This is a genomic window from Herbaspirillum camelliae, assembly GCF_001929405.1.
Lineage (GTDB): Bacteria > Pseudomonadota > Gammaproteobacteria > Burkholderiales > Burkholderiaceae_D > Herbaspirillum > Herbaspirillum seropedicae.
The window spans coordinates 1,442,931-1,462,909 of record NZ_KV880769.1; the positions used below are offsets into that span (position 1 = coordinate 1,442,931).

Sequence of the window (19,979 nt, forward strand, 5' to 3'; positions counted from 1 at the left end):
ACCCGATCATGCACCTCACTGCAAGCACACCGCGCCACCAAGGGCGTACTTCCTTCCCCACGGCGCGCCTGGCGCTGTCCCTGATCCTGGTTGCCGTGCTGGCGGCCTGTTCGCGCTCGGGCGAGCAGCCCAAGTCCTCGGCGCAGGCCGAGGTTGGCTATGTGGTGGTCAAGGCGCAGCGCCAGGCGCTGACCACCGAGCTGCCCGGCCGCACCACGGCCTACCTGGCCGCCGACATCCGTCCGCAGGTAGGCGGCATCATTCAGAAGCGCCTATTCAAGGAAGGCAGCACCGTCAAGGCCGGCCAGCCCTTGTACCAGATCGATCCGGCCAGCTACCAGGCGGCCTACGACAGCGCCCGGGCCTCGCTGCTCAAGGCCGAGGCCACGCTGGCTTCCTCGAAGCTGAAGGCCGAGCGCTATGCCGAACTGAACAAGATCGACGCCGTCTCCAAGCAGGACAACGACGACGCCCAGAGCACCCTGCGCCAGAACCAGGCCGATGTGGAAGTGCAGAAGGCGGCCGTGCAGACCGCCGCCATCAACCTGCAATACACCAAGATCCTCTCGCCCATCTCGGGCCGCATCGAGAAATCCTCCGTCACTCCGGGCGCGCTGGTGACGGCCAGCCAGACCACGGCGCTGACCACCGTGCAGCAGATCGACCCGATCTACGTCGATGTCACCCAGTCCACCGTGGACCTGCTGCGCCTGCGCCGCGAGCTGGCCAGCGGCCAGATCAGGAAGAGCGGCGAGAACGCGGCCCAGGTCAAGATCGTGCTGGAAGATGGCTTTACCTATGATCGACCCGGCAAGCTGGAATTCACGGGCCTGTCGGTCGATACCGGCACCGGCATGATCACCCTGCGCGCGGTGGTCCCCAATCCGGATGGCGTGTTGCTGCCGGGCGCTTACGTGCGTGCAGTACTGGAAGAAGGCGTGGACGAACACGCGCTGCTGGTGCCGCAGAAGGCCGTCAGCCGCGATCAGACTGGTGCTGCCACGGCCCTGGTGCTGGGCGCCGACGGCAAGGTGCAGCAGCGCCTGGTGAGCGTGGCGCGTGCGGTGGGCAACAACTGGTGGGTCAGCCGGGGCTTGAAGGAAGGCGACAAGCTCATCGTCGACGGCCTGCAGAAGGTACGCACCGGTGACGCCCCCCGCGCCATCGACATCACCGACAGCCTGCAGAAGGACCTGGCGCGTGAAGCCGCCGCAGCAGCAGCCGATCCTTCGCTGGGAGGGGATGCCGGCAAGGATGGCGCTGCAGCCTCGGCCACTGCCGCCCAGTCGAAGTAAGCGAGGCGCACATGGCACGTTTCTTCATTGACCGGCCCATCTTCGCGTGGGTCATCGCCATCATCATCATGCTGGGCGGCATGATGTCGATCCGCTCGCTATCGCTGGAGCAGTATCCGGATATCGCTCCACCCAAGGTCAACATCAAGGCCACCTATACCGGCGCCTCGGCCAAGACCCTGGAAGACTCGGTGACGCAGGTCATCGAGCAGCAGATGAAGGGGCTGGACAACCTGCAGTACATGTCAGCCAGTTCCAGCTCGGCCGGCAGCGCCACCGTGTCGCTGACCTTTACCGCCGGCACCAATCCGGACGTGGCGCAGATGCAGGTGCAGAACAAGCTGCAGCAGGTCACGGCGCGCCTGCCGCAGGCGGTGCAGAACAATGGCGTGACCGTCACCAAGGCGTCGACCGACATCTTGATGGTGCTCTCGCTGACCTCGGATGATCCGCGCATCACCAGCATCGACATCGGCGACTTCATCAGCAGCACCCTGACCGACCAGATCAGCCGCGTGGAAGGCGTGGGCGACGTCACCGCCTTCGGCACCAACTACGCCATGCGCATCTGGATCGATCCGGCCAAGCTGCAGAAGTATGCGTTGATGCCGTCCGATATCACCAGTGCGCTGCAGGCGCAGAACACCGAAGTATCGGCCGGTGAGATCGGTGCGCTGCCGGCGCAACCGGGCCAGCAGATCAACGCCACCATCACCGCGCGCAGCAAGCTGACCACGCCGGATGAATTCCGCAACATCATCGTCAAGTCCTCCGCCGATGGTTCCGTGGTGAAACTATCTGATGTGGCCCGCGTGGAACTGGGCGGCGAGAGCTACCAAGTGGCGTCGCAGCAGAACGGCAAACCATCCTCGGCGCTGGCGATCCAGCTGGCCACCGGCGCCAATGCGCTGGCCACGGCGGACGCGGTCAAGAAGAAGCTGGCGGAACTGGAGCCCTACTTCCCGGCCTCCATGAAACTGAAGACCAATATCGCCTACGACACCACGCCCTTCGTGCGCGTGTCGCTGGAAGAAGTGGTCAAGACCCTGATCGAAGCCATCGTGCTGGTGGTGCTGATCATGTACCTGTTCCTGCAGAACATCCGCGCCACCTTCATCCCGGCCATCACGGTGCCGGTGGTGCTGCTGGGAACCTTCGGCATCCTCGCCATGTTCGGCTACTCGATCAATACCCTGACCATGTTCGGGATGGTGCTGGCCATCGGCCTGCTGGTGGACGACGCCATCGTGGTGGTGGAAAACGTCGAGCGCCTCATGAGCGAGGAAAAGCTCAGTCCCAAGGAAGCCACCCGCAAGTCCATGCAGGAGATCACCGGTGCGCTGGTGGGCATTGCCATGGTGCTCTCGGCGGTGTTCATCCCGATGGCCTTCTTCGGTGGATCGACCGGGGTGATCTATCGCCAGTTCTCCATCACCATCGTCTCCGCCATGGCCTTGTCGGTGATGGTGGCGCTGACCTTGACGCCAGCCCTGTGCGCTACGCTGCTCAAGCCGCATGCTGGCGGCCACGTGCAGCAGGGCAGATTCTTCACCTGGTTCAATCGTAGCTTTGATCGCAGTGCGACCCGCTACCAGGGCGGCGTAGGCGGACTGCTCAAGCGCGGCAAGCGCGGCTTGCTGATGTATGCGTTGATCGCGGTGGCGATGGCGGTGCTGTTCATGCGCCTGCCCACGTCCTTCCTGCCGGAAGAAGACCAGGGCGTGCTGATGGCGCAGATCCAGTTGCCCACAGGCGCCACTGCCGAGCAGACCGCCACGGTGGTCAAGACCGTGCAGGAATACTTCATGAACAAGCCCGAGTCGGTCGAGTCGGTGTTGGCCATCGTCGGTGCGGGGGTGGGTGGCAACAGCCAGAACGGCGCGCGCGCCTTCATTCGCCTCAAGGACTGGGAGCAGCGCACCGGCGCCGGCCAGTCGGCCTCCGAGCTGGTGCGTCGCGCCAATGCGGACTTGTCCAAGATCCGTGGCGCGCGCGTGTTCCTGATGAACCCACCGGCGGTGCGCGGCCTGGGCCAGAGTTCCGGTTTTGATCTGGAGTTGAAGGATGTGGGCGGCGTAGGCCACGATGCGCTGCTCCAGGCGCGTGACCAGTTCCTGCAACTGGCGCGCAGCAATGCCCTGTTGGCCAATGTGCGCACGACCGGCCTGGATGACACGCCGCAATTGCGCGTGGCCATCGACGACCGCAAGGCCGATGCGCTCTCCATTGCCACCTCGGACATCAATGCGACCCTGGCGACCGCCATGGGCGGCACCTACGTCAATGACTTCCTCAGCAATGGCCGCGTCAAGAAGGTCTATGTGCAGGGCGACTCTGCCTTCCGCATGCAGGCCGACGACCTGAACCGCTGGTATGTGCGCAACTCGGCCAGCCAGATGGTGCCGTTCGCCGCCTTCATGAGCAGCAAGTGGACCTACGGCCCGTCGCTGCTGGAGCGTTACAACGGCGTCTCCTCTTTCGAGATCGTCGGCGAACCGGCAGCCGGCGTCAGTTCCGGCACCGCCATGACCGAAGTGGAAAAGCTGGTGGCGCAACTGCCCGCGGGCATCGGCTTCGAGTGGACCGGTTCGTCCTACCAGGAGCGGCTCTCGGGCAACCAGGCGCCGATGCTGTATGCGATCTCCATCCTCTTCGTCTTCCTGTGCCTGGCCGCGCTCTATGAGAGCTGGTCGGTGCCCTTCGCGGTGATCCTGGCGGTGCCGCTGGGCATCGTCGGCACCGTGCTGCTGACGGGGATCTTCGGGATGTCCAATGACGTGTATTTCCAGGTCGGCTTGTTGACCACGGTAGGCCTGTCGGCCAAGAACGCGATCCTGATCGTGGAATTCGCCAAGCAGTTGCATGAATCCGGCAAGAGCCTGTGGGAGGCCACGCTGGAGGCGGTGCAACTGCGCCTGCGCCCGATCCTGATGACCTCGCTGGCCTTCATGTTCGGTGTGTTGCCGCTGGCCGTGGCCAGCGGCGCAGGCTCGGCCAGCCGTCGCGCCATCGGTACCGGCGTGCTGGGCGGCATGCTCTCGGCGACCTTGCTGGGCATCTTCTTCGTGCCCTTGTTCTACTACCTGATCGGCGCCTGGCTGGACCGCCGCGCTGCCAAGAAGCCGCGCCAGGATGACGATCACGCGATGCAAAAGGAGGGCGTGTGATGACGCAGCCCGTACAACAGAAATCCATCCTCTGGTCGCGTACGGCCATGCTGCTGGCCCTGACGGCGGCGCTGGCGGGTTGCGCCAACCTGGCGCCCGACTACACCCAGCCGGCGGCGCCGGTGCCGGCCAGCTGGACATCCCAGGCCGCCGCCAAGCCCGCGGTCGGCAGCGCTGGCGAGATCGACGCCGATCATCTGGGCTGGCGCGAATTCTTCCTCGATCCGCGCCTGCAGCAGATGATTGCCGCCGCGCTCGACAATAATCGCGACCTGCGCGTGGCCGCGTTGAATATCGAGAAGGCCCGCGCGCAATACCGCATCACCGATGCCAACCGTTACCCGTCCATCTCCGCCACCGGGACCAGCAGCGCCAGCCGCACGCCGGCCGAGCTGTCCACGACCGGACGTGCGGCAGTGTCGCGCCAGCAGAGCGTAACGGTGGGCGTGAGCGCCTACGAGCTGGATTTCTTCGGACGCCTGAGGAACCTCTCCGATGCCGCCCTCGAAAGCTACCAATACCAGGTAGAGACCCGCCGCAGCACCCACATCAGCCTGGTGGCCGAAGTCGCCACGGCCTGGCTGACGCTAGCCTCCGACCGCGACCTGTTGAAGCTGGCGCAGGACACCTATGCCAGCCAGTCGCGCACCTTCGAGTTGAGCCAGCGCAGCCATGACATCGGCACCGTCTCCGGCGTGGACCTGGCCAGCCAGGAAGCCACCGTGGAGTCTGCGCGTGCTGACGTGGCGCGCTATACCAGCCAGGTGGAGCAAGACCTCAATGCCCTGCGCCTGCTGGTCGGCGCGGATATCGATGCGGCGCTGTTGCCGACGGGGTTGCCCGACACGGCCAGCGTCGTGCCGGCCACACCGGCGGGGCTGCCCTCGCAGGTGCTGTTGCGTCGCCCGGATGTGCTGGCGGCCGAACACACCCTGAAGTCGGCCAACGCCGATATCGGTGCAGCGCGCGCGGCCTTCTTCCCCAGCATTTCGCTCACGGCCAATGGCGGCACCGCCAGCCGCACGCTGGGCGGTTTGTTCAAGGCGGGCAGTGGCAGCTGGACCTTCAGCCCTTCGATCAACCTGCCCATCTTCAATGCCGGCAGCCTGCGCGCCAGCCTGGACTCGGCCAAGATCACGCGCGACATCGACGTGGCCAACTACGAGAAGGCGATCCAGACCGCCTTCCGCGAAGTGGCCGACGCGCTGGCCGTGCGCGCCACGCTGGACCAGCGGCTCGATGCGCAGGGCAAGGCCACGGCGGCCAGCGAGAAGGCGTTCCGGCTTTCCGATGCGCGCTACAAGAGTGGCATCGACAGCTATCTCACCACCCTGGTGGCGCAGCGCACGCTCTACTCGGCGCAGCAGAGCCTGATCTCGCTGCGGCTGACCGAGCAGAGCAACCGCATCACGCTCTACAAGGTGCTGGGCGGAGGCTGGAGCGAGCAGACGCAGCCGATGCAGCCGTAATCCTTGCCCGCAGCAGCAAGGCATGAAAAAACGCCGCCACGACCTCGGTCATGGCGGCGTTTTGCAAGGGCGAGGGCAGGGGCTCAGCGCATGCCCAGACGGGCCTGGGCAGGCGTCACGTCGATGCTCCGGCTTTCGAGGTGAGGAGGCTGTCCTTCCATCTGCGCTGGGCTCAGCTTGAAGGCGCCCACCAGCTGGTTCAGGTGATCGGCCTGCTGGCTCATCGATTGCGACGCTGCTGCGGCTTCTTCGACCAGCGCGGCATTCTGCTGGGTGTTCTCGTCGAGGCGGGCGATGGCGGTGTTGACCTCGAGGATGCCATCGCTCTGGGCCTGGCTGGCCGCGCTGATCTCGGCCACCACGGCGCTCACGCGCTGCACACTGTCCACCACGTCCTGCATGGTGGCGCCGGCCTGTTCCACCAGGCGGCTGCCATCGGTCACGCTGCTGACCGAACTGTCGATGAGCGACTTGATCTCACGCGCGGCTGAGGCCGAGCGCTGCGCCAGCGAACGCACCTCCGAGGCCACCACGGCGAAGCCGCGTCCCTGTTCGCCGGCGCGCGCCGCTTCCACGGCGGCGTTCAGGGCCAGGATGTTGGTCTGGAAGGCGATGCCGTCGATGACGCCGATGATGTCGACGATCTTGCGCGAAGACGCATCGATCTGACCCATCGTATCGACCACCTGCTGCACCACCGTGCCGGCCTGGCTGGCCACGTCCGAGGCTGAGCCTGCCAGCTGGTTGGCCTGTTGCGCGTTGTCGGCGTTGCGGCGCACGGCCTGGGTCAGTTGGTCCATGGCGGCCACGGTCTTTTCCAGCGTATCGGCTTGCTGTTCGGTGCGCTCGGAGAGGTTCTGGTTGCCCACGGCGATTTCCGAAGAGGCGTCGGCGATGGCGTGGGTGCCGACCCGCACCTGTTGCACCAGCGAGGCCAGCTTGTCGCGCATCACGCGGATTTCATAGAGCAGGCTGGAACGGTCGCCCGGCGCCGTGTCCACCGGTGCGGACAATTCGCCGTGGGCGATGCGGCCGGTGATCTCCACCGCGTAGCGCGGCTCGCCGCCTAGCTGGCCCAGGAGGCTCTTGCGGATCAGCCAGGCCGTGGCGATGCTGACCCCTAGGATGATCGCCGCGCAGGCCATGATGAGCCGCAGTGAACTGGCGAAGAGCGCGTCGGCCCGGTCGCCGGCGGCCTTGGTTTCACGTTGCACTACCTTGAGCAGCGCATCGATGTCTTGCACGATCTGGCGGCGCAAGGGGCTGCATTCCTTGACCAGGAATTCGCCATAGGCCTCCATCTGCCCGGATTCGCGGTACTTGCGCGGGCGCTTGAGTTCTTCGGCCATGGCCAACAGGCCAGCCTTGGCCTTCTCGAACTGGGCTTGGCCGGCCAGTACCGGTTCGAGCTGGCGCAGGGCGTCCAGGTAGAGTGCTTTCTGCTGGTCGAGCAGGTCCAGTTCCTTGAGGGCCTCGGCCTGGTCATGGAAGATATAGGCGTTGCGTGCGGCCAGACCGGTCTGGTCCAGCGCTTCACGCGCTACGTAGAGCGGCTCCAGCTTGGTGTCGGTGACGGTTTCCTGGTATTGCACGGCGGCCGAGATGGCGTTCATGCGCATCAGGGCGAAGGTGATGAGGATCAGCATCAAGACAATGACGATGCCGAAACCGAGACGCAATTGCGTCCCGATCTTCAGTTTGCTCAGTTGATTCATGGACAGTCGCTACTTCTTGTGTGAGTCCGGCTTCGCGGCGCAGCGGACGTGCGGGAACAGGGAGGAAAGCCTAGCCATGCCGCGCGTGCTGGGAGGCGGTGGAGGTCCGGCGACGGGGTTTTTCCTTGGACCGGCCATTCTAGATGAGCTCTTCCGGGGCCTCCAGGTTTTTCGGGGCTTGACTCGGGTTTGTCGAGGATAAATGCAGTTAGCGTGGTTTTGATGAGAGAAGAGTGTCTTTTGAGTCTCTTTTTTCGTGAGGTTGTGCGAGATTTTCCTACGCGAACGTCGCTTCACTGTCCGCAAATCTGATTGACAAGCAGGAAGCCCGCAAGGAATAATCCACCAAGTGATACGACGACGTACAAGATGTCCGTTCGGCGTTCACGTCAAGCAAACATAACGATCAATAGTTTCAGGAGACAGGCTGCATGAGCCAGGACCAGGATGTTGCTGCGTGGCAGACCGCCCGTTTTTCGCGCCTTTTGCTCACCGGTGCAGCCGGCGGCGTGGGCAAGCAGTTGCGCCCGCGCCTGGCCAGCTTCGCCGAGGTCGTGCGGGTGGCGGATCTGGCCAGTGCCATGGCAGCGGTCGATCCCGCTGCGGCGCACGAGGAAGTGCTGGGTTGCGACCTGGCCGACCGCGCTGCGGTCGATGCCATGGTGGCAGGTTGCGAGGCCATCATCCACCTGGGCGGCGTTTCGGTGGAGCGTCCCTTTGAGGAAATCCTGGAAGCCAACATCAAGGGCGTCTTCCACATCTACGAAGCGGCGCGCCGACATGGCGTCAAGCGCGTCATCTTCGCCAGCTCCAACCACGTCACCGGTTTCTATGGCCAGGACGAGCGCATCGATGCGCGGGACATGAAGCGTCCCGACGGTTACTACGGCTTGTCCAAGTCCTACGGCGAAGACATGGCGCAGTTCTACTTCGACCGCTATGGCGTGGAAACGGTGAGCATCCGCATCGGTTCGATCTTCCCGGAAGCGACCAACCGCCGCATGCTGGCCAGCTGGATGAGCATGGACGACTTCGAGCAGTTGCTGCGCCGTTCGCTGTTCATCCCCGACGTGGGTCACACCATCGTCTACGGCATGTCGGCCAACGCCAAGACCTGGTGGGACAACCGCTACGCTGCGCACCTGGGCTATGCGCCCAAGGACAGCTCGGAGATCTTCCGCGCCAAGGTGGAAGCGCAGCCCATGCCGGCGCCCGACGATCCGGTGCTCACCCTGCAGGGTGGGGCGTTCACGACAGTCGGTCCCTTCGATCCGCTGGCGGATTGATCTGTCCACAAGGCTTTTCGTCTGACCCCGGCAATACCGTCGTACCCCGTCGCGGCATGAAGTCCTCTGCCGCGCAGCATGGCAGCACAGCACGCTACAGCTTGACCTGAATCGCAGCAAGGCAGCACCCGGCACACCGGGCCGCTCGCACGCAGCAGGATCGCGCCCGCGCCGCACCGATGTCCGGTTTCCTGAAACCTTGATGGACCCGGCCGCCCATGAACTTCTCTCTCGACTTCAGTCCTCTCGCGCCCTATTGGCCCGTGTTCCTGCACGGCGCCTGGCTGACGCTGAAGATGACCACGCTGGCGGTCATCGTGGGCGTGACCATCGGCATCTTCGTCGCCTTCGCCAAGAACAGCCCCAATCGCTGGCTTGCCCGCAGCTGCAGCGCCTACATCGAGGTGGTGCGCAATACGCCGTTCCTCGTCCAGATCTTTCTGCTGTATTTCGGCCTGGCCAGCCTGGGCATCCGCATGCCGACCTTCGCGGCGGCGGTGCTGGCGATGATCATCAATATCGCCGCCTATGCCGCCGAGATCATCCGCGCCGGCATCGATTCGGTGCCGCGCGGTCAGATCGAGGCGGCCCAATGCCTGGGCCTGTCGGTCTGGCGCATCCGCTGGCATGTGATGCTGCAGCCCGCTATCGAGCGCGTCTATCCGGCGCTGACCAGCCAGTTCCTGCTGATGATGCAGGCCTCGGCGATGGCCTCGCAGATCTCGGCCGAGGAGCTCACGGCCATTGCCAATACCGTGCAATCCGATACCTTCCGCTCGCTGGAAACCTATATCGTCGTCGCCGCGCTGTACCTGGTGCTGGCGATCCTGGTCAAGCTGGTGGCCTACGCCATCGGCGAGACCATCTTCAAGCGCCGCCGCACCTTGCGCCGGGCTGCCGCACAGGGTCGGCGCTCGCCGGTCTCGCGCCTGCCGGCGACCGATCCGGCGGGCATGGCGCCGCTGGCCCATGTGCCCTATGTGCATCCTGCATCGCGACCGGTGGCGGTCAATACGGCAGCCTCGCTGCGCATCGAAGGGAGCGCATCATGATGGGCGGTTTCAGCTGGACCTATTTCTTCTTCATGGTGCAGTCGATCGGCTGGACCCTGGTGCTGTCTGCCTTGGCCTTCGTGCTCGGCGGCGCGGGCGGATTCCTGGTGATGCTGGCGCGCATCTCGCCGCGCGCCTGGCTGCGCCGACCGGCCATGCTCTTCATCGAATGCGTGCAGGGCATTCCCTTGCTGATCCTGCTCTTCATCGTCTACTTCGGGCTGTCGGTGTATGGCCTGGTGCTGCCGGCGCTGGTGGCGGCGGGGCTGGCGATGATGATCTATACCAGCGCCTACCTGGGCGACATCTGGCGCGGTTGCGTCGAGGCCATGCCGCGTCCGCAGTGGGAGGCGTCGGAGTGCCTGTCGCTGACGCGCTGGCAGACGCTGCGCCTGGTGATCATTCCGCAGGCCACGCGGCTGTCGCTGCCGCCGACCATCGGCTTCCTGGTGCAGTTGATCAAGATGACGTCGCTAGCCTCGGTGATCGGCTTTGTCGAACTGACCCGGGCCGGGCAGATCATCAACAATTCCATCTTCCAGCCCTTCCTGGTGTTCCTGCTGGTCGGCACCTTCTATTTCCTGCTCTGTTATCCCTTGTCGCGCTGGAGCGCATCCATGGAGAGAAAGCTCAATGTCAGCCATCGCTAAACCCGAACCGGCGCCGCATCTGCGTCCCGTTGCGGCCTCCCGGGAGCCGCAGCCCGTCATCGTCAAGCTGGACCAGGTCTACAAGAGCTTCGGCGACAACCAGGTCTTGAAGGGCGTGTCCTTCGAAGTGGCGCGCGGCGAGATGATTGCCATCATCGGCGCCTCCGGTTCCGGCAAGTCCACCGCGCTGCGCTGCATCGACCGGCTGGAGAGTATCGATTCAGGCAGCATCGAGGTGGCCGACATCCGCGTCGATGATCCCCAGGTGGATCTGCACAAGCTGCGGCGCGAGGTGGGCATCGTGTTCCAGAGCTACAACCTGTTCCCGCACCTGAACGTGCTGGAAAACGTCATGCTGGCGCTGCGCCACGTCAAGCAGCAGGACAAGGCCGAGGCGCGCCGCGTGGCCCTGGCCGCGCTGGCCCAGGTCGGGCTCGACGAGAAGGCCAACGCCTATCCCGAGCAGCTCTCGGGCGGCCAGCAGCAGCGCGTGGCCATTGCCCGCTCGCTGGCGATGGCGCCCAAGGTCATGCTGTTCGACGAAGTGACTTCGGCGCTGGACCCGCAACTGACCGGCGAAGTGCTGCGGGTGATGGAAGACCTGGCCGCCAACGGCATGACCATGCTGCTGGTGACGCACGAGATGAACTTTGCCAAGCGGGTGGCCGACCGCATCATCTACATGCACCAGGGGCGGGTCTGGGAGGTCGGTCCCGGCGAGATGCTGGACCATCCGCACACCCCCGAACTGCAAGCCTTCCTGGCCGCCGACCTGTAGCGCACACGCTGTTCCCTGTACCGCCCATTCATACAATAACGGAGATCAAAGATGCAACACACCCCATTGCGCCGCGCCGCGCGCACCGCCATCGCCGCCCTGGTCCTGGGCCTGACCGCCCACGCCGCGCTGGCCGACCAGCTGGACGATATCAAGAAGGCCGGCAAGATCCGCATCGCCACCACCTCGAGCACGCCGCTGTTCGGCTACAGCGACGAGAAGCTGCAACTGGCTGGTTCCGACGTCGAGGCTGCGCGCCTGCTCGCGCAGGACCTGGGCGTGCAGCTCGACCTGATCCCGGTGGCCAATGCGGCACGCGTGCCGACCCTGCAGGCCAACCGCGCCGATATCGTGGTGGGTTCGCTGTCGATCACGCCGGAGCGCTTGAAGGTCATCGACTTTTCCACTCCCTATGCCGTCATCAGCCTCATCATCGGTGCGCCCAAGAACATGGCCATCAAGGATTACGCTGATCTCAACGGCAAGCGCATCGGCGTCACCCGCGCCACGCCCAACGATACGCTGACCACGCAGAACGCCAAGGGCGCCGAGATCATGCGCTATGAGGATGATGCGACCCTGATCACCTCGATGGTGACGGGCCAGGTGGATGTCTTCTCCAGCACGCCCTCCAACCTGCAGGAAATGCAGAAGAAAGCGCCGGGCAAGAACCTGGAAATGAAGTTCGAACAGAAGGCCTTTGATCTGGGCATCGCCATCAACAAGAACCAGCCGCGCCTCAAGGAGTGGATCGATGGCTGGGTCAAGACCAACATGAAGAACGGCAAGCTCAACGCCATCTACAAGAAGTATCACGGCCGCGACCTGCCGGCCTCCGTGCAGAACCCCGCGTAAGCGCCTGTTCGCGAAGCAGTGACCGATGACGCCGGGCGCAGCATGGCCCGGCGTTGTTGCGTCATGCGGGGCGGGGCTGTCAGCCGCCCTCGAAGATGCGCAGCCGCGCATGGCCGATATGGGCGCGCATGGCCGCTTCGGCCCCTGCAACCGAGCCTTCGGCGATGGCCTGGATGATGGCCTGGTGTTCGTCGTCGATGGTCTGGATGCGTTCGCCGTCCTGCGGCGAGCCCAGGTTCTGCGCCAGCTCCATGCACTGGCGGATCGGCCCCAGCGCATGTTCGATGGTGGAGATGAAGAAGGGATTGCGGGTGGCGCGGGCAATGGCCATGTGCAGGGCGAGGTCTTCGTCCACTCCGGTCTGGCCGTCCAGCTGCGCGCGCTGCAAGGCCTGCAGGGCGGTGCGCATGACCTGCACGTCCTCGTCCTGGCGCGCCGTGGCGGCAATGCCGGCCGCGCCGACTTCCACGCATTCGCGGAAGGCATAGTAACGCTCCACATCATGGATGCTGGCGATCTGCGGGCTGCCCTGCGAGGACAGCGTGGGCAGGCGCTGCACATAGTTGCCCGAGCCGCGCCGCGATACCACGATGCCTTCCGAGCGCAGCCGCGAGAGCGCTTCGCGCACCGTGGTGCGCGAGGCTTCATAGCGTTGCGCCAGCTCCACCTCGGTGGGCAGCTTGCGGTTCTCGCCTAGTTCACCGCGCAGGATGGCGGCGATGATCTGCCGGCAGATGTGTTCCGAGCGACTCAGGCGATGCGTGCGGCTGGCGGCCAGGGAAGGTGGGAGGGAATCTAACATGTACGATGACTGCTACCGTTGAGTTCGTTGAGAGACACTATGACCGAGGACGCCTGCCTGCGCAAGCGCTGACTAGCGGCTTCCCGGCGGATGGCTGGAGAGCCCCGGAAAGCCGCTCCGTAGCGCCAGAATCTGCGCGATTTCGGTTGACTTCCGAGGCGCTCATCATTAGAGTTGTCCACCTGCATTCACAATTAGTCCGACTAATTACGGACTTACTTATACGACATCGTATAAATAAAGCGACAACAACGACAATGTGGAGACGGGTGTGACAGCAGTTTCGCCAGATGCACGAGCTTCGCACTACCCCAGCCGTACCGCGCCTGCCTGCGTGACATCCACCGCCGACGCAGGGGCGCGAGGGGCACAGCCGTCCTCGCCTTGACGATTGACGCTTAGCGTTTAGTGCTTAGCGCCTAGCGCTGATCGATTTGAAGAAAAATCCTTTTGGAGACGCCATGAAGTACGTAAGAGGAATCCGTTGGTACATGGTGACCCTGGTCACCCTCGCCCTGATCGTCAATTACCTGGCCCGCAACACGCTCTCGGTGGCCGCCCCGACGATGATGAAAGAGCTGGACATGAGCACCCAGCAATACTCCTACATCGTGGTGGCCTGGCAGATCTGCTATGCCGTCATGCAACCGGTGGCGGGCTATATCCTGGACGTCGTGGGCACCAAGATCGGTTTTGGCATCTTCGCGCTGGCCTGGTCGCTGGTGTGCGCGGCGGCGGCCTTTGCCACTGGCTGGCAGAGCCTGGCCTTCTTCCGCGCGCTGCTGGGCATCACCGAAGCGGCGGGCATTCCGGGCGGCGTGAAGGCCTCCACCGAGTGGTTCCCGGCCAAGGAACGTTCGGTGGCCATCGGCTGGTTCAACATCGGTTCGTCCATTGGCGCCCTGTGCGCCCCGCCCCTGGTGGTGTGGACCATCCTGCATGGCGGCTGGAAGATGTCCTTCGTGGTGGTCGGTGCGCTGGGTGTGGTCTGGTTCGTGCTGTGGATGCTGTTCTACAAGAGCCCGCGCGACCAGAAGCTGCTCTCGCCGGAAGAACGCGCCTACATCCTCGAGGGCCAGGAAAAGACGCCCGAGAAGGTGCAGCGTGAGAGCTGGACCAAGATCGTGCGCAGCCGCAACTTCTGGTCCATCGCCATCCCGCGCTTCCTGTCGGAGCCGGCCTGGCAGACCTTCAATGCCTGGATTCCGCTGTACATGGCCACCGAGCGCCACATGAACATCAAGGAAATCGCCATGTTCGCCTGGCTGCCTTTCCTGGCGGCCGATATCGGTTGCGTACTGGGTGGCTACCTCAGCCCGCTGTTCCACAAGCACCTGAAGGTGTCGCTGTTTACCTCGCGCAAGCTGGTCATGCTGGTGGGCAGCCTCTCCATGATCGGGCCGGCCTGCGTGGGCTTTGTCGATAGTCCCTATGTGGCCATTGCGCTCTTGTCCATCGGCGGCTTTGCCCACCAGACGCTGTCGGGCGCGCTGTATTCGATCACCTCCGACGTGTTCACCAAGAACCAGGTGGCGACCGCCACCGGCCTGACCGGCATGAGCGGCTACCTGGGTGCGACCCTGTTCACGCTGCTCTTCGGCATCCTGGTCACGCAGATCGGCTATGGTCCGCTGTTCGTGCTGCTGGCCGCGTTCGACCTGGTGGCCGTGGCGGTAGTGTTTGCAATCGCCCGCCCGCGTTCCGAGGCCATTGCCTAAGCGTAGACAACAAATATTTCTCCAGTGGAGTTCCGCCTCACATCGGAGGCGGGTTGTGACAAGGCGGCCGGATCATGGCCGCCTTTTTTTTTGCGCCGCTGCGCTTACAGCGCAGGGCGCGGCTGCGTCAGCCAGGCTTGCACCGAGGGACGCTGCCATTGGCGGCGGGCATAGTCTTCCAGGCGCGGCGGCACGGGATCGCCATGCAAGGCCAGCCGGTTGAGCATGAGCGCCAGATCGACATCGGCGATGCACCATTGGCCAAAGAGGCTATCGGCCCCGGCGGGCAGCAACTGTCCGGCGAAATGGAACAGGCGCTGCGCCGCCGCGCTGGCCGTTTCCGAGAGCGCCGCCTTCTTCACGCCATAGAACACCACCTGCGTATTCCTTTCTTCCCGGAGGGCCATGAGGTCGCTGCGCAGCCAGGCCTGGACCTGCCGTGCGCGGGCGCGCGCGACCGCGTCCTGCGGATAGAGGCGCGGGCCGGCAAAGACTTCGTCGAGGTATTCCGTGATGGCCGAGGATTCCGACAGCGTCAGCGCGCCATGCCGCAGCATGGGCACGCGCGAGGTCAGTGAGCGCTGCGCGTAGTCAGGATCATGCTGCTGGCCGCGGTCGAGGTCGAGGGTATGCAGGGTGAAGGGCAACTGCTTCTCGCGCAGGGCCACGAAGACCGACATGGCGTAGGGACTGGCGAACTGGGCATCGACGTAGAGCTGCAGGACATCGTCCTGGGGCGTCGTCGGGACAGGGTGGGACAGGACGGTAGGACTGGATTGCATGCTTGCCTCATGAAGAACAGTGGTTGGACAACCGTGGCGCCGGCAGGGCCGGGCGAGTTCTGGAAGCAATGCGATGCGATCCCGTCCCGCCTGGCGATCCGCCGGACGGGACGTGGCATCCCCGTCAGCGGAGAGACCGTTTCTTGGTGTTCAGCCCGCACACGGCCAGGCCTGCCGCAGCGGCGGCGACAAGGTGTGGCAGTGGGGATCGCTTCTGCTGCATGGTCTGCATTGGCGCTGGACGAAGTGATGGGCTGAGCGACGATGGTAATCGAGATTGTCCGGGTATTGCTGTGGTGGTGCGCATAAACCACAGGACACGCGCCAGAATCAGCCCTTCCGCGGGGCGCAAGACTGTTCCCTTTTGTCCCCTTTTCTCGAACTAGTTTGTTGCCGCCGACTTGGCATTAATAACCAGGTTGGTTACCATGCGTATGGAAAAACACACCCCACATTACAAGCTTGCCGTCGTGAAGTCCCTGCTCAGGCAGGGGCAGGTCCGCAAGACGGCCACCGCTCTTCTCGGTGCGGCCGCACTGGGCATCGATGAAATGGAAATGGTGGCCGTCGTGGCGTCGTTGAGCAGCGCAGATTTCTGCAAGAGCATGACCACCCGTGATGATCACCGAATCTGGCAAGACGTCTACCGGCCTGCCACCCGCTACGGTGTCCTCTACGTCAAACTGACCGTGCTTGATGATGTGCTGATCGTATCCTTCAAGGAGAACTGACATGAAATGTCCCCATTGCGGAGGCGCGCGCCTGATCCGCGATACGCGCGATCTGCCCTATGCCTACAAGGGTGAAACCACGGTCATTGCGGCGGTTACCGGCGACTATTGTCCGCGCTGCGGCGAGTGTCTGCCGACCATCGAGGAAGAAGCCAGGATCTCGGCCGAGGCGCTGGCCTTCAACAGGCAAGTCAACGCCGGGATGATCGATCCCGCCGAAATCATCTCCACCCGCGAGGCCCTGCAACTGGGCCAGCGCGAGGCCAGCCTGCTGTTCGGCGGAGGGATCAATGCCTTCAATCGCTATGAGGCTGGCAAGATCCAGCCGCCGCGTGCGCTGGTGCTGTTGTTGCGCCTGTTGCGCAAGCACCCGGAGTTGCTCGGTGAACTGCGCGCCGACGCCGGCAGGACCGTGCGTGGCCAAGCAGTCCATTCGGTCCAGGAAGCCAGCGCCGGCCGCTTACGGACCCGCTCGCGCAAGTGAGCGCGTTCTGGCGCCGCCCTAGCGTATCTCCGCGCTATACCTGAACTTGCTCGCCGCGCCCCGCGACTGCCGCCACTCCAGCGGCTGGCCGTCCGAGCCGAAGGCGATGCGCTCTATCATCACCACCGGCGTCTTTTCCTTCAGGCCCAGCAGCTTGGCCTGGGCCGCCGTTACTGTTTCCACCGTCAAGGTCTCGCGCGCAGAGGCGACGATCAATCCGCATTCACGCTCATAGAGGGGATAGAGCAGGTCGCCGAACTCTTCCGGCGCCTTGTCGGCCAGCGCCTTGAAGCGCTGCGCGCACAGGTAGATGTTCTCGGCCAGCACCGGCTGTCCATTCACCATGCGCAGGCGATGCAGTTCGATCACCTTGGCATGCGGCTTCAGCTGCAAGGCCTCGGCCGCTTGCGCCGGCGCTTCCACCAGCTTGCGGCTGACGATCACGCTCTTGGGCGCGAGCGGACGGCCATCGGCCGATTCGAAACGGAAGAAGCGGAACAGCGAATTGTCGAAGCGCGCCTTGCGCACGAAGGTGCCGCGCCCATGCGTGCGCTCCACCAGGCCTTCGGCCATCAGCGTTTCAATGGCGCGACGCACCGTGCCCACCGCGACCTGGTAGGTCTGGCTCAGCTCGGCTTCGGATGGAATGGGCTGGCCCGGCTGCCACTTCTGGGCGCGGATCTGGGTCGCCAGCAGATCACGTAACTGGAGATAAAGCGGCAGGCGCGCATCGACGCCGGTCTGGTCAAGCATGGTGCAACTTGGCTCGCAGTGATGGAAAGTCTCCAGTCTACCTGCGCCGCGCCCTGCCTACAACGCTTGCAGGGCGACCCAGCAATGTGCGTGGCAGCCTGCTCCCCGGCTCTTGTCGAAAACACCACGCCCGCCACCAGGGTTGTTGCACCGGCAGGCCTGTGTTATCTTCCGTCAACTCATATATATGTCTGTATGAGTCATCATCCATATAATTCAATCAGCTTAGTGTTGCTTGCGCTCCCTTGTCCTTAGCGGCAGAGCCTGGGCGGCACGCCTTCAGCTTAGAGGACGAGACAATGTTTTCATGGTATCGGCAGGTCACTGCCAAGGAACGCAAGACTTTCTGGGCCTGCTTCAGCGGTTGGGCGCTGGACGCGCTGGACGTGCAGATGTTCAGCCTGGCCATCCCCGCACTGATCGCCGCCTTTTCCCTCACCAAGGCCGATGCCGGCCTGATCAGCGGCGCCACCCTGGTGGCCTCGGCCATCGGCGGCTGGTTCGCCGGCGCCCTGTCGGATCGCTATGGCCGCGTCAAGACGCTGCAGATCACCATCATCTGGTTTTCCTTCTTCACCTTCCTCTCCGCCTTCGCCCAGAGCTTCCCGCAACTGCTGGTGCTCAAGGCCTTGCAGGGCTTCGGCTTCGGCGGCGAGTGGGCGGCCGGGGCCGTGCTCATGGCCGAGACCATCCGCGCCGAACATCGCGGCAAGGCCATGGGCACCGTCCAGAGCGCCTGGGCGGTCGGCTGGGGCGGTGCAGTGCTGCTGTTCTCGGTGCTGTTCTCGCTGCTGCCGCAGGAGATGGCCTGGCGCGTGATGTTCGTCATCGGTTTGCTGCCGGCCTTGCTGGTGGTCTACGTGCGCCGCTCGGTGCAGGAAACCGACGCCTTCCTGGCCGGCCAGAAGGCCGCTGCCAGCAAGCCTGCGGCCAGCACCCTGCTGGGCATCTTCCGTCCCGACGTGCTGCGCCTGACCATCATCGGCAGCCTCCTGGGCGTGGGCGCGCACGGTGGTTACTACGCGCTGATGACCTGGCTGCCGACCTACCTCAAGACCGAGAAGCATCTGTCGGTGCTCTCCACCGGCGGCTATCTGGCCGTCATCATCGTCGCCTTCTGGTGCGGCTGCATCGCCAGTTCGCAATTGCTGGACCGCATCGGCCGCCGTCGCACCGTGGCGTTCTTTGCACTGGCCTGCGTGGCGACCGTGCTGTGCTACATCTTCCTGCCGCTGTCGGACACCCAGATGCTGGTCTGCGGCTTCCCGCTGGGCTTCTTCGCCGCCGGCATCCCGGCCAGCATGGGCGCGCTCTTCAATGAACTCTATCCGAGCGGCATTCGCGGCACCGGCGTGGGCTTCTGCTACAACTTCGGACGCGTGGCGTCGGCCGGCTTCCCGGTGCTGGTGGGCCACATGAGCGACTCCATGCCGCTGGGCCAGGCCATCGGCATCGACGCCGCCATCGCCTATTCGCTGGTGGTGGTGGCCGTGCTGATGCTGCCCGAGACCAAGGGCCGCAAGATGGAAACCTCAGCATGAGCCAGCCCCGCGTGACGACCGGGACGATGCTGCGCATCGACACGCACGCCCACGTCTTCACCCGCGATCTGCCGCTGGCCGATGTACGCCGCTATGCGCCGACCTACGACGTCACCGTCGAGCAATACATCGCCCGCCTCGACACCCATGGCATGAGCCATGGCGTGCTGGTACAGCCCAGCTTCCTGGGCAGCGACAACAGCTACCTGCTGGCCGCCATTGCGCGCTATCCGCAGCGGCTGCGCGGCATCGCCATGATCGACGCCGACGTCAGCGAGCAGCAACTGCAGGCCCTGCAGGCCGGGGGCGTAGTGGGCATCCGTTTCAACCTGGTGGGCGGTGCGTCCGTGCCGGACTTCGAGGGCGTCTGGCGTCACACCATGGCGCGTATTGCACAGCTGGGCTGGCAGGTGGAAATCCATCGCGAGGCGGTGGATCTGCCGCGCGTGCTGCCCCCCTTGCTGGCCATGGGGTTGAAGGTGGTGGTCGACCATTTCGGCCGGGTCGATGCCGCCTTGGGCGTGGATGATCCAGGCTTTCGCTACCTGCTCTCCACCGCTGCGGGCGGGCAGGTCTGGGTCAAGCTCTCGGCCTCCTATCGCAATGGCGGGGCCGAGCAGGGCCAGCGCTTCGCCCGCCAGGCCTGGCCCTTGCTGCGCGCGCATTTCGGACCGCAGCGCCTGCTCTGGGGCAGCGACTGGCCGCATACCCAGCACGAGAGTCTCACCGACTACGACCATAGCTGGCAGCAGTTCATCCAGCTGGTGAGCGATGACGAGCAACGCCGCATCATCACGGGCCAGACAGCGGCCCAGTTGTTCGGCATCAACTGAACAGGGAAGGGCGCCGTCGCCAGACGGCAGCTCCAGAACCCGGTCCCTTGCATGGACCGGGTTTTTTG

General features: G+C 64.5%; 16 protein-coding genes and 1 pseudogene. 13 read left to right on the forward strand and 4 right to left on the reverse strand.

Features of this window, described 5'->3' with window-relative positions:
- The first annotated feature begins 8 nt into the window (after positions 1 to 8).
- The 3 genes from BGK68_RS06505 to BGK68_RS06515 are packed head-to-tail and all read left to right on the forward strand — an operon-like array spanning position 9 to position 5,931.
- Positions 9 to 1,295 carry an efflux RND transporter periplasmic adaptor subunit gene (locus BGK68_RS06505; RefSeq protein ID WP_075256405.1) on the forward strand — a complete coding sequence of 429 codons (1,287 nt, stop codon included), beginning with the start codon at positions 9 to 11 and terminating at the stop codon, positions 1,293 to 1,295.
- 11 nt (positions 1,296 to 1,306) lie between these two features.
- Complete coding sequence (locus BGK68_RS06510; RefSeq protein WP_075256406.1) at positions 1,307 to 4,462, forward strand: efflux RND transporter permease subunit; 3,156 nt, start codon at positions 1,307 to 1,309, stop codon at positions 4,460 to 4,462.
- Positions 4,462 to 5,931 carry an efflux transporter outer membrane subunit gene (locus tag BGK68_RS06515; protein WP_075256407.1) on the forward strand — a complete coding sequence of 490 codons (1,470 nt, stop codon included), beginning with the start codon at positions 4,462 to 4,464 and terminating at the stop codon, positions 5,929 to 5,931. The genes BGK68_RS06510 and BGK68_RS06515 overlap by 1 nt, the downstream gene beginning before the upstream one ends.
- Positions 5,932 to 6,014: 83 nt before the next feature.
- On the opposite strand, the gene BGK68_RS06520 is transcribed toward BGK68_RS06515, so the two are convergent.
- A complete protein-coding gene (locus tag BGK68_RS06520) occupies positions 6,015 to 7,646 on the reverse strand; it encodes a methyl-accepting chemotaxis protein (protein WP_075256408.1) in 1,632 nt (543 codons plus the stop codon).
- A gap of 431 nt (positions 7,647 to 8,077) precedes the next feature.
- Between BGK68_RS06520 and BGK68_RS06525 the strand changes: the two genes are divergently transcribed.
- From BGK68_RS06525 to BGK68_RS06545, 5 genes are all read left to right on the forward strand, one after another.
- Positions 8,078 to 8,932, forward strand: coding sequence for an NAD-dependent epimerase/dehydratase family protein (locus BGK68_RS06525; RefSeq protein WP_075256409.1), 855 nt, complete (start codon positions 8,078 to 8,080; stop codon positions 8,930 to 8,932).
- Between the two features lie 218 nt (positions 8,933 to 9,150).
- Positions 9,151 to 9,984, forward strand: coding sequence for an amino acid ABC transporter permease (locus BGK68_RS06530; RefSeq protein WP_075256410.1), 834 nt, complete (start codon positions 9,151 to 9,153; stop codon positions 9,982 to 9,984).
- Positions 9,981 to 10,634: an amino acid ABC transporter permease gene (locus tag BGK68_RS06535; protein WP_075256411.1), complete on the forward strand. Its 654-nt coding sequence runs from the start codon at positions 9,981 to 9,983 to the stop codon at positions 10,632 to 10,634. The genes BGK68_RS06530 and BGK68_RS06535 overlap by 4 nt, the downstream gene beginning before the upstream one ends.
- Positions 10,618 to 11,412 carry an amino acid ABC transporter ATP-binding protein gene (locus BGK68_RS06540; protein ID WP_075256412.1) on the forward strand — a complete coding sequence of 265 codons (795 nt, stop codon included), beginning with the start codon at positions 10,618 to 10,620 and terminating at the stop codon, positions 11,410 to 11,412. The genes BGK68_RS06535 and BGK68_RS06540 overlap by 17 nt, the downstream gene beginning before the upstream one ends.
- Before the next feature lie 51 nt (positions 11,413 to 11,463).
- Complete coding sequence (locus BGK68_RS06545; protein ID WP_075256413.1) at positions 11,464 to 12,267, forward strand: transporter substrate-binding domain-containing protein; 804 nt, start codon at positions 11,464 to 11,466, stop codon at positions 12,265 to 12,267.
- A gap of 79 nt (positions 12,268 to 12,346) precedes the next feature.
- Here the strand turns inward: BGK68_RS06545 and BGK68_RS06550 are convergent, their stop codons facing one another.
- Positions 12,347 to 13,069: a FadR/GntR family transcriptional regulator gene (locus BGK68_RS06550; protein WP_075256414.1), complete on the reverse strand. Its 723-nt coding sequence runs from the start codon at positions 13,067 to 13,069 to the stop codon at positions 12,347 to 12,349.
- A 461-nt stretch (positions 13,070 to 13,530) separates the two neighbouring features.
- Here BGK68_RS06550 and BGK68_RS06555 point away from each other — a divergent pair, with 461 nt between their 5' ends.
- On the forward strand, positions 13,531 to 14,787 hold the full coding sequence (locus BGK68_RS06555; RefSeq protein ID WP_075256415.1) for an MFS transporter: 1,257 nt from the start codon (positions 13,531 to 13,533) through the stop codon (positions 14,785 to 14,787).
- Positions 14,788 to 14,891: 104 nt separating this feature from the next.
- On the opposite strand, the gene yfcF is transcribed toward BGK68_RS06555, so the two are convergent.
- Positions 14,892 to 15,569, reverse strand: coding sequence for a glutathione transferase (gene yfcF, locus BGK68_RS06560; protein ID WP_075256416.1), 678 nt, complete (start codon positions 15,567 to 15,569; stop codon positions 14,892 to 14,894).
- Positions 15,570 to 16,003: 434 nt separating this feature from the next.
- Between yfcF and BGK68_RS06565 the strand changes: the two genes are divergently transcribed.
- A complete protein-coding gene (locus BGK68_RS06565) occupies positions 16,004 to 16,300 on the forward strand; it encodes a type II toxin-antitoxin system MqsR family toxin (RefSeq protein ID WP_075256417.1) in 297 nt (98 codons plus the stop codon).
- Position 16,301: 1 nt separating this feature from the next.
- A pseudogene (locus BGK68_RS06570) lies at positions 16,302 to 16,700 on the forward strand (type II toxin-antitoxin system MqsA family antitoxin); the annotation flags it as partial.
- A gap of 102 nt (positions 16,701 to 16,802) precedes the next feature.
- Here BGK68_RS06570 and BGK68_RS06575 read toward each other — a convergent pair.
- Positions 16,803 to 17,537 (reverse strand): GntR family transcriptional regulator, encoded by a 735-nt coding sequence (locus BGK68_RS06575; protein ID WP_075256419.1) that lies wholly within the window; start codon positions 17,535 to 17,537, stop codon positions 16,803 to 16,805.
- A gap of 299 nt (positions 17,538 to 17,836) precedes the next feature.
- On the opposite strand from BGK68_RS06575, the gene BGK68_RS06580 reads away from it, so the two are divergent.
- Entirely contained in the window at positions 17,837 to 19,078 is a 1,242-nt protein-coding gene (locus BGK68_RS06580; RefSeq protein ID WP_075256420.1) for an MFS transporter, read from the forward strand.
- Positions 19,075 to 19,911, forward strand: a complete 837-nt coding sequence (locus tag BGK68_RS06585; protein WP_075256421.1) for an amidohydrolase family protein — start codon at positions 19,075 to 19,077, stop codon at positions 19,909 to 19,911. The genes BGK68_RS06580 and BGK68_RS06585 overlap by 4 nt, the downstream gene beginning before the upstream one ends.
- The last annotated feature ends 68 nt before the right edge of the window (positions 19,912 to 19,979 follow it).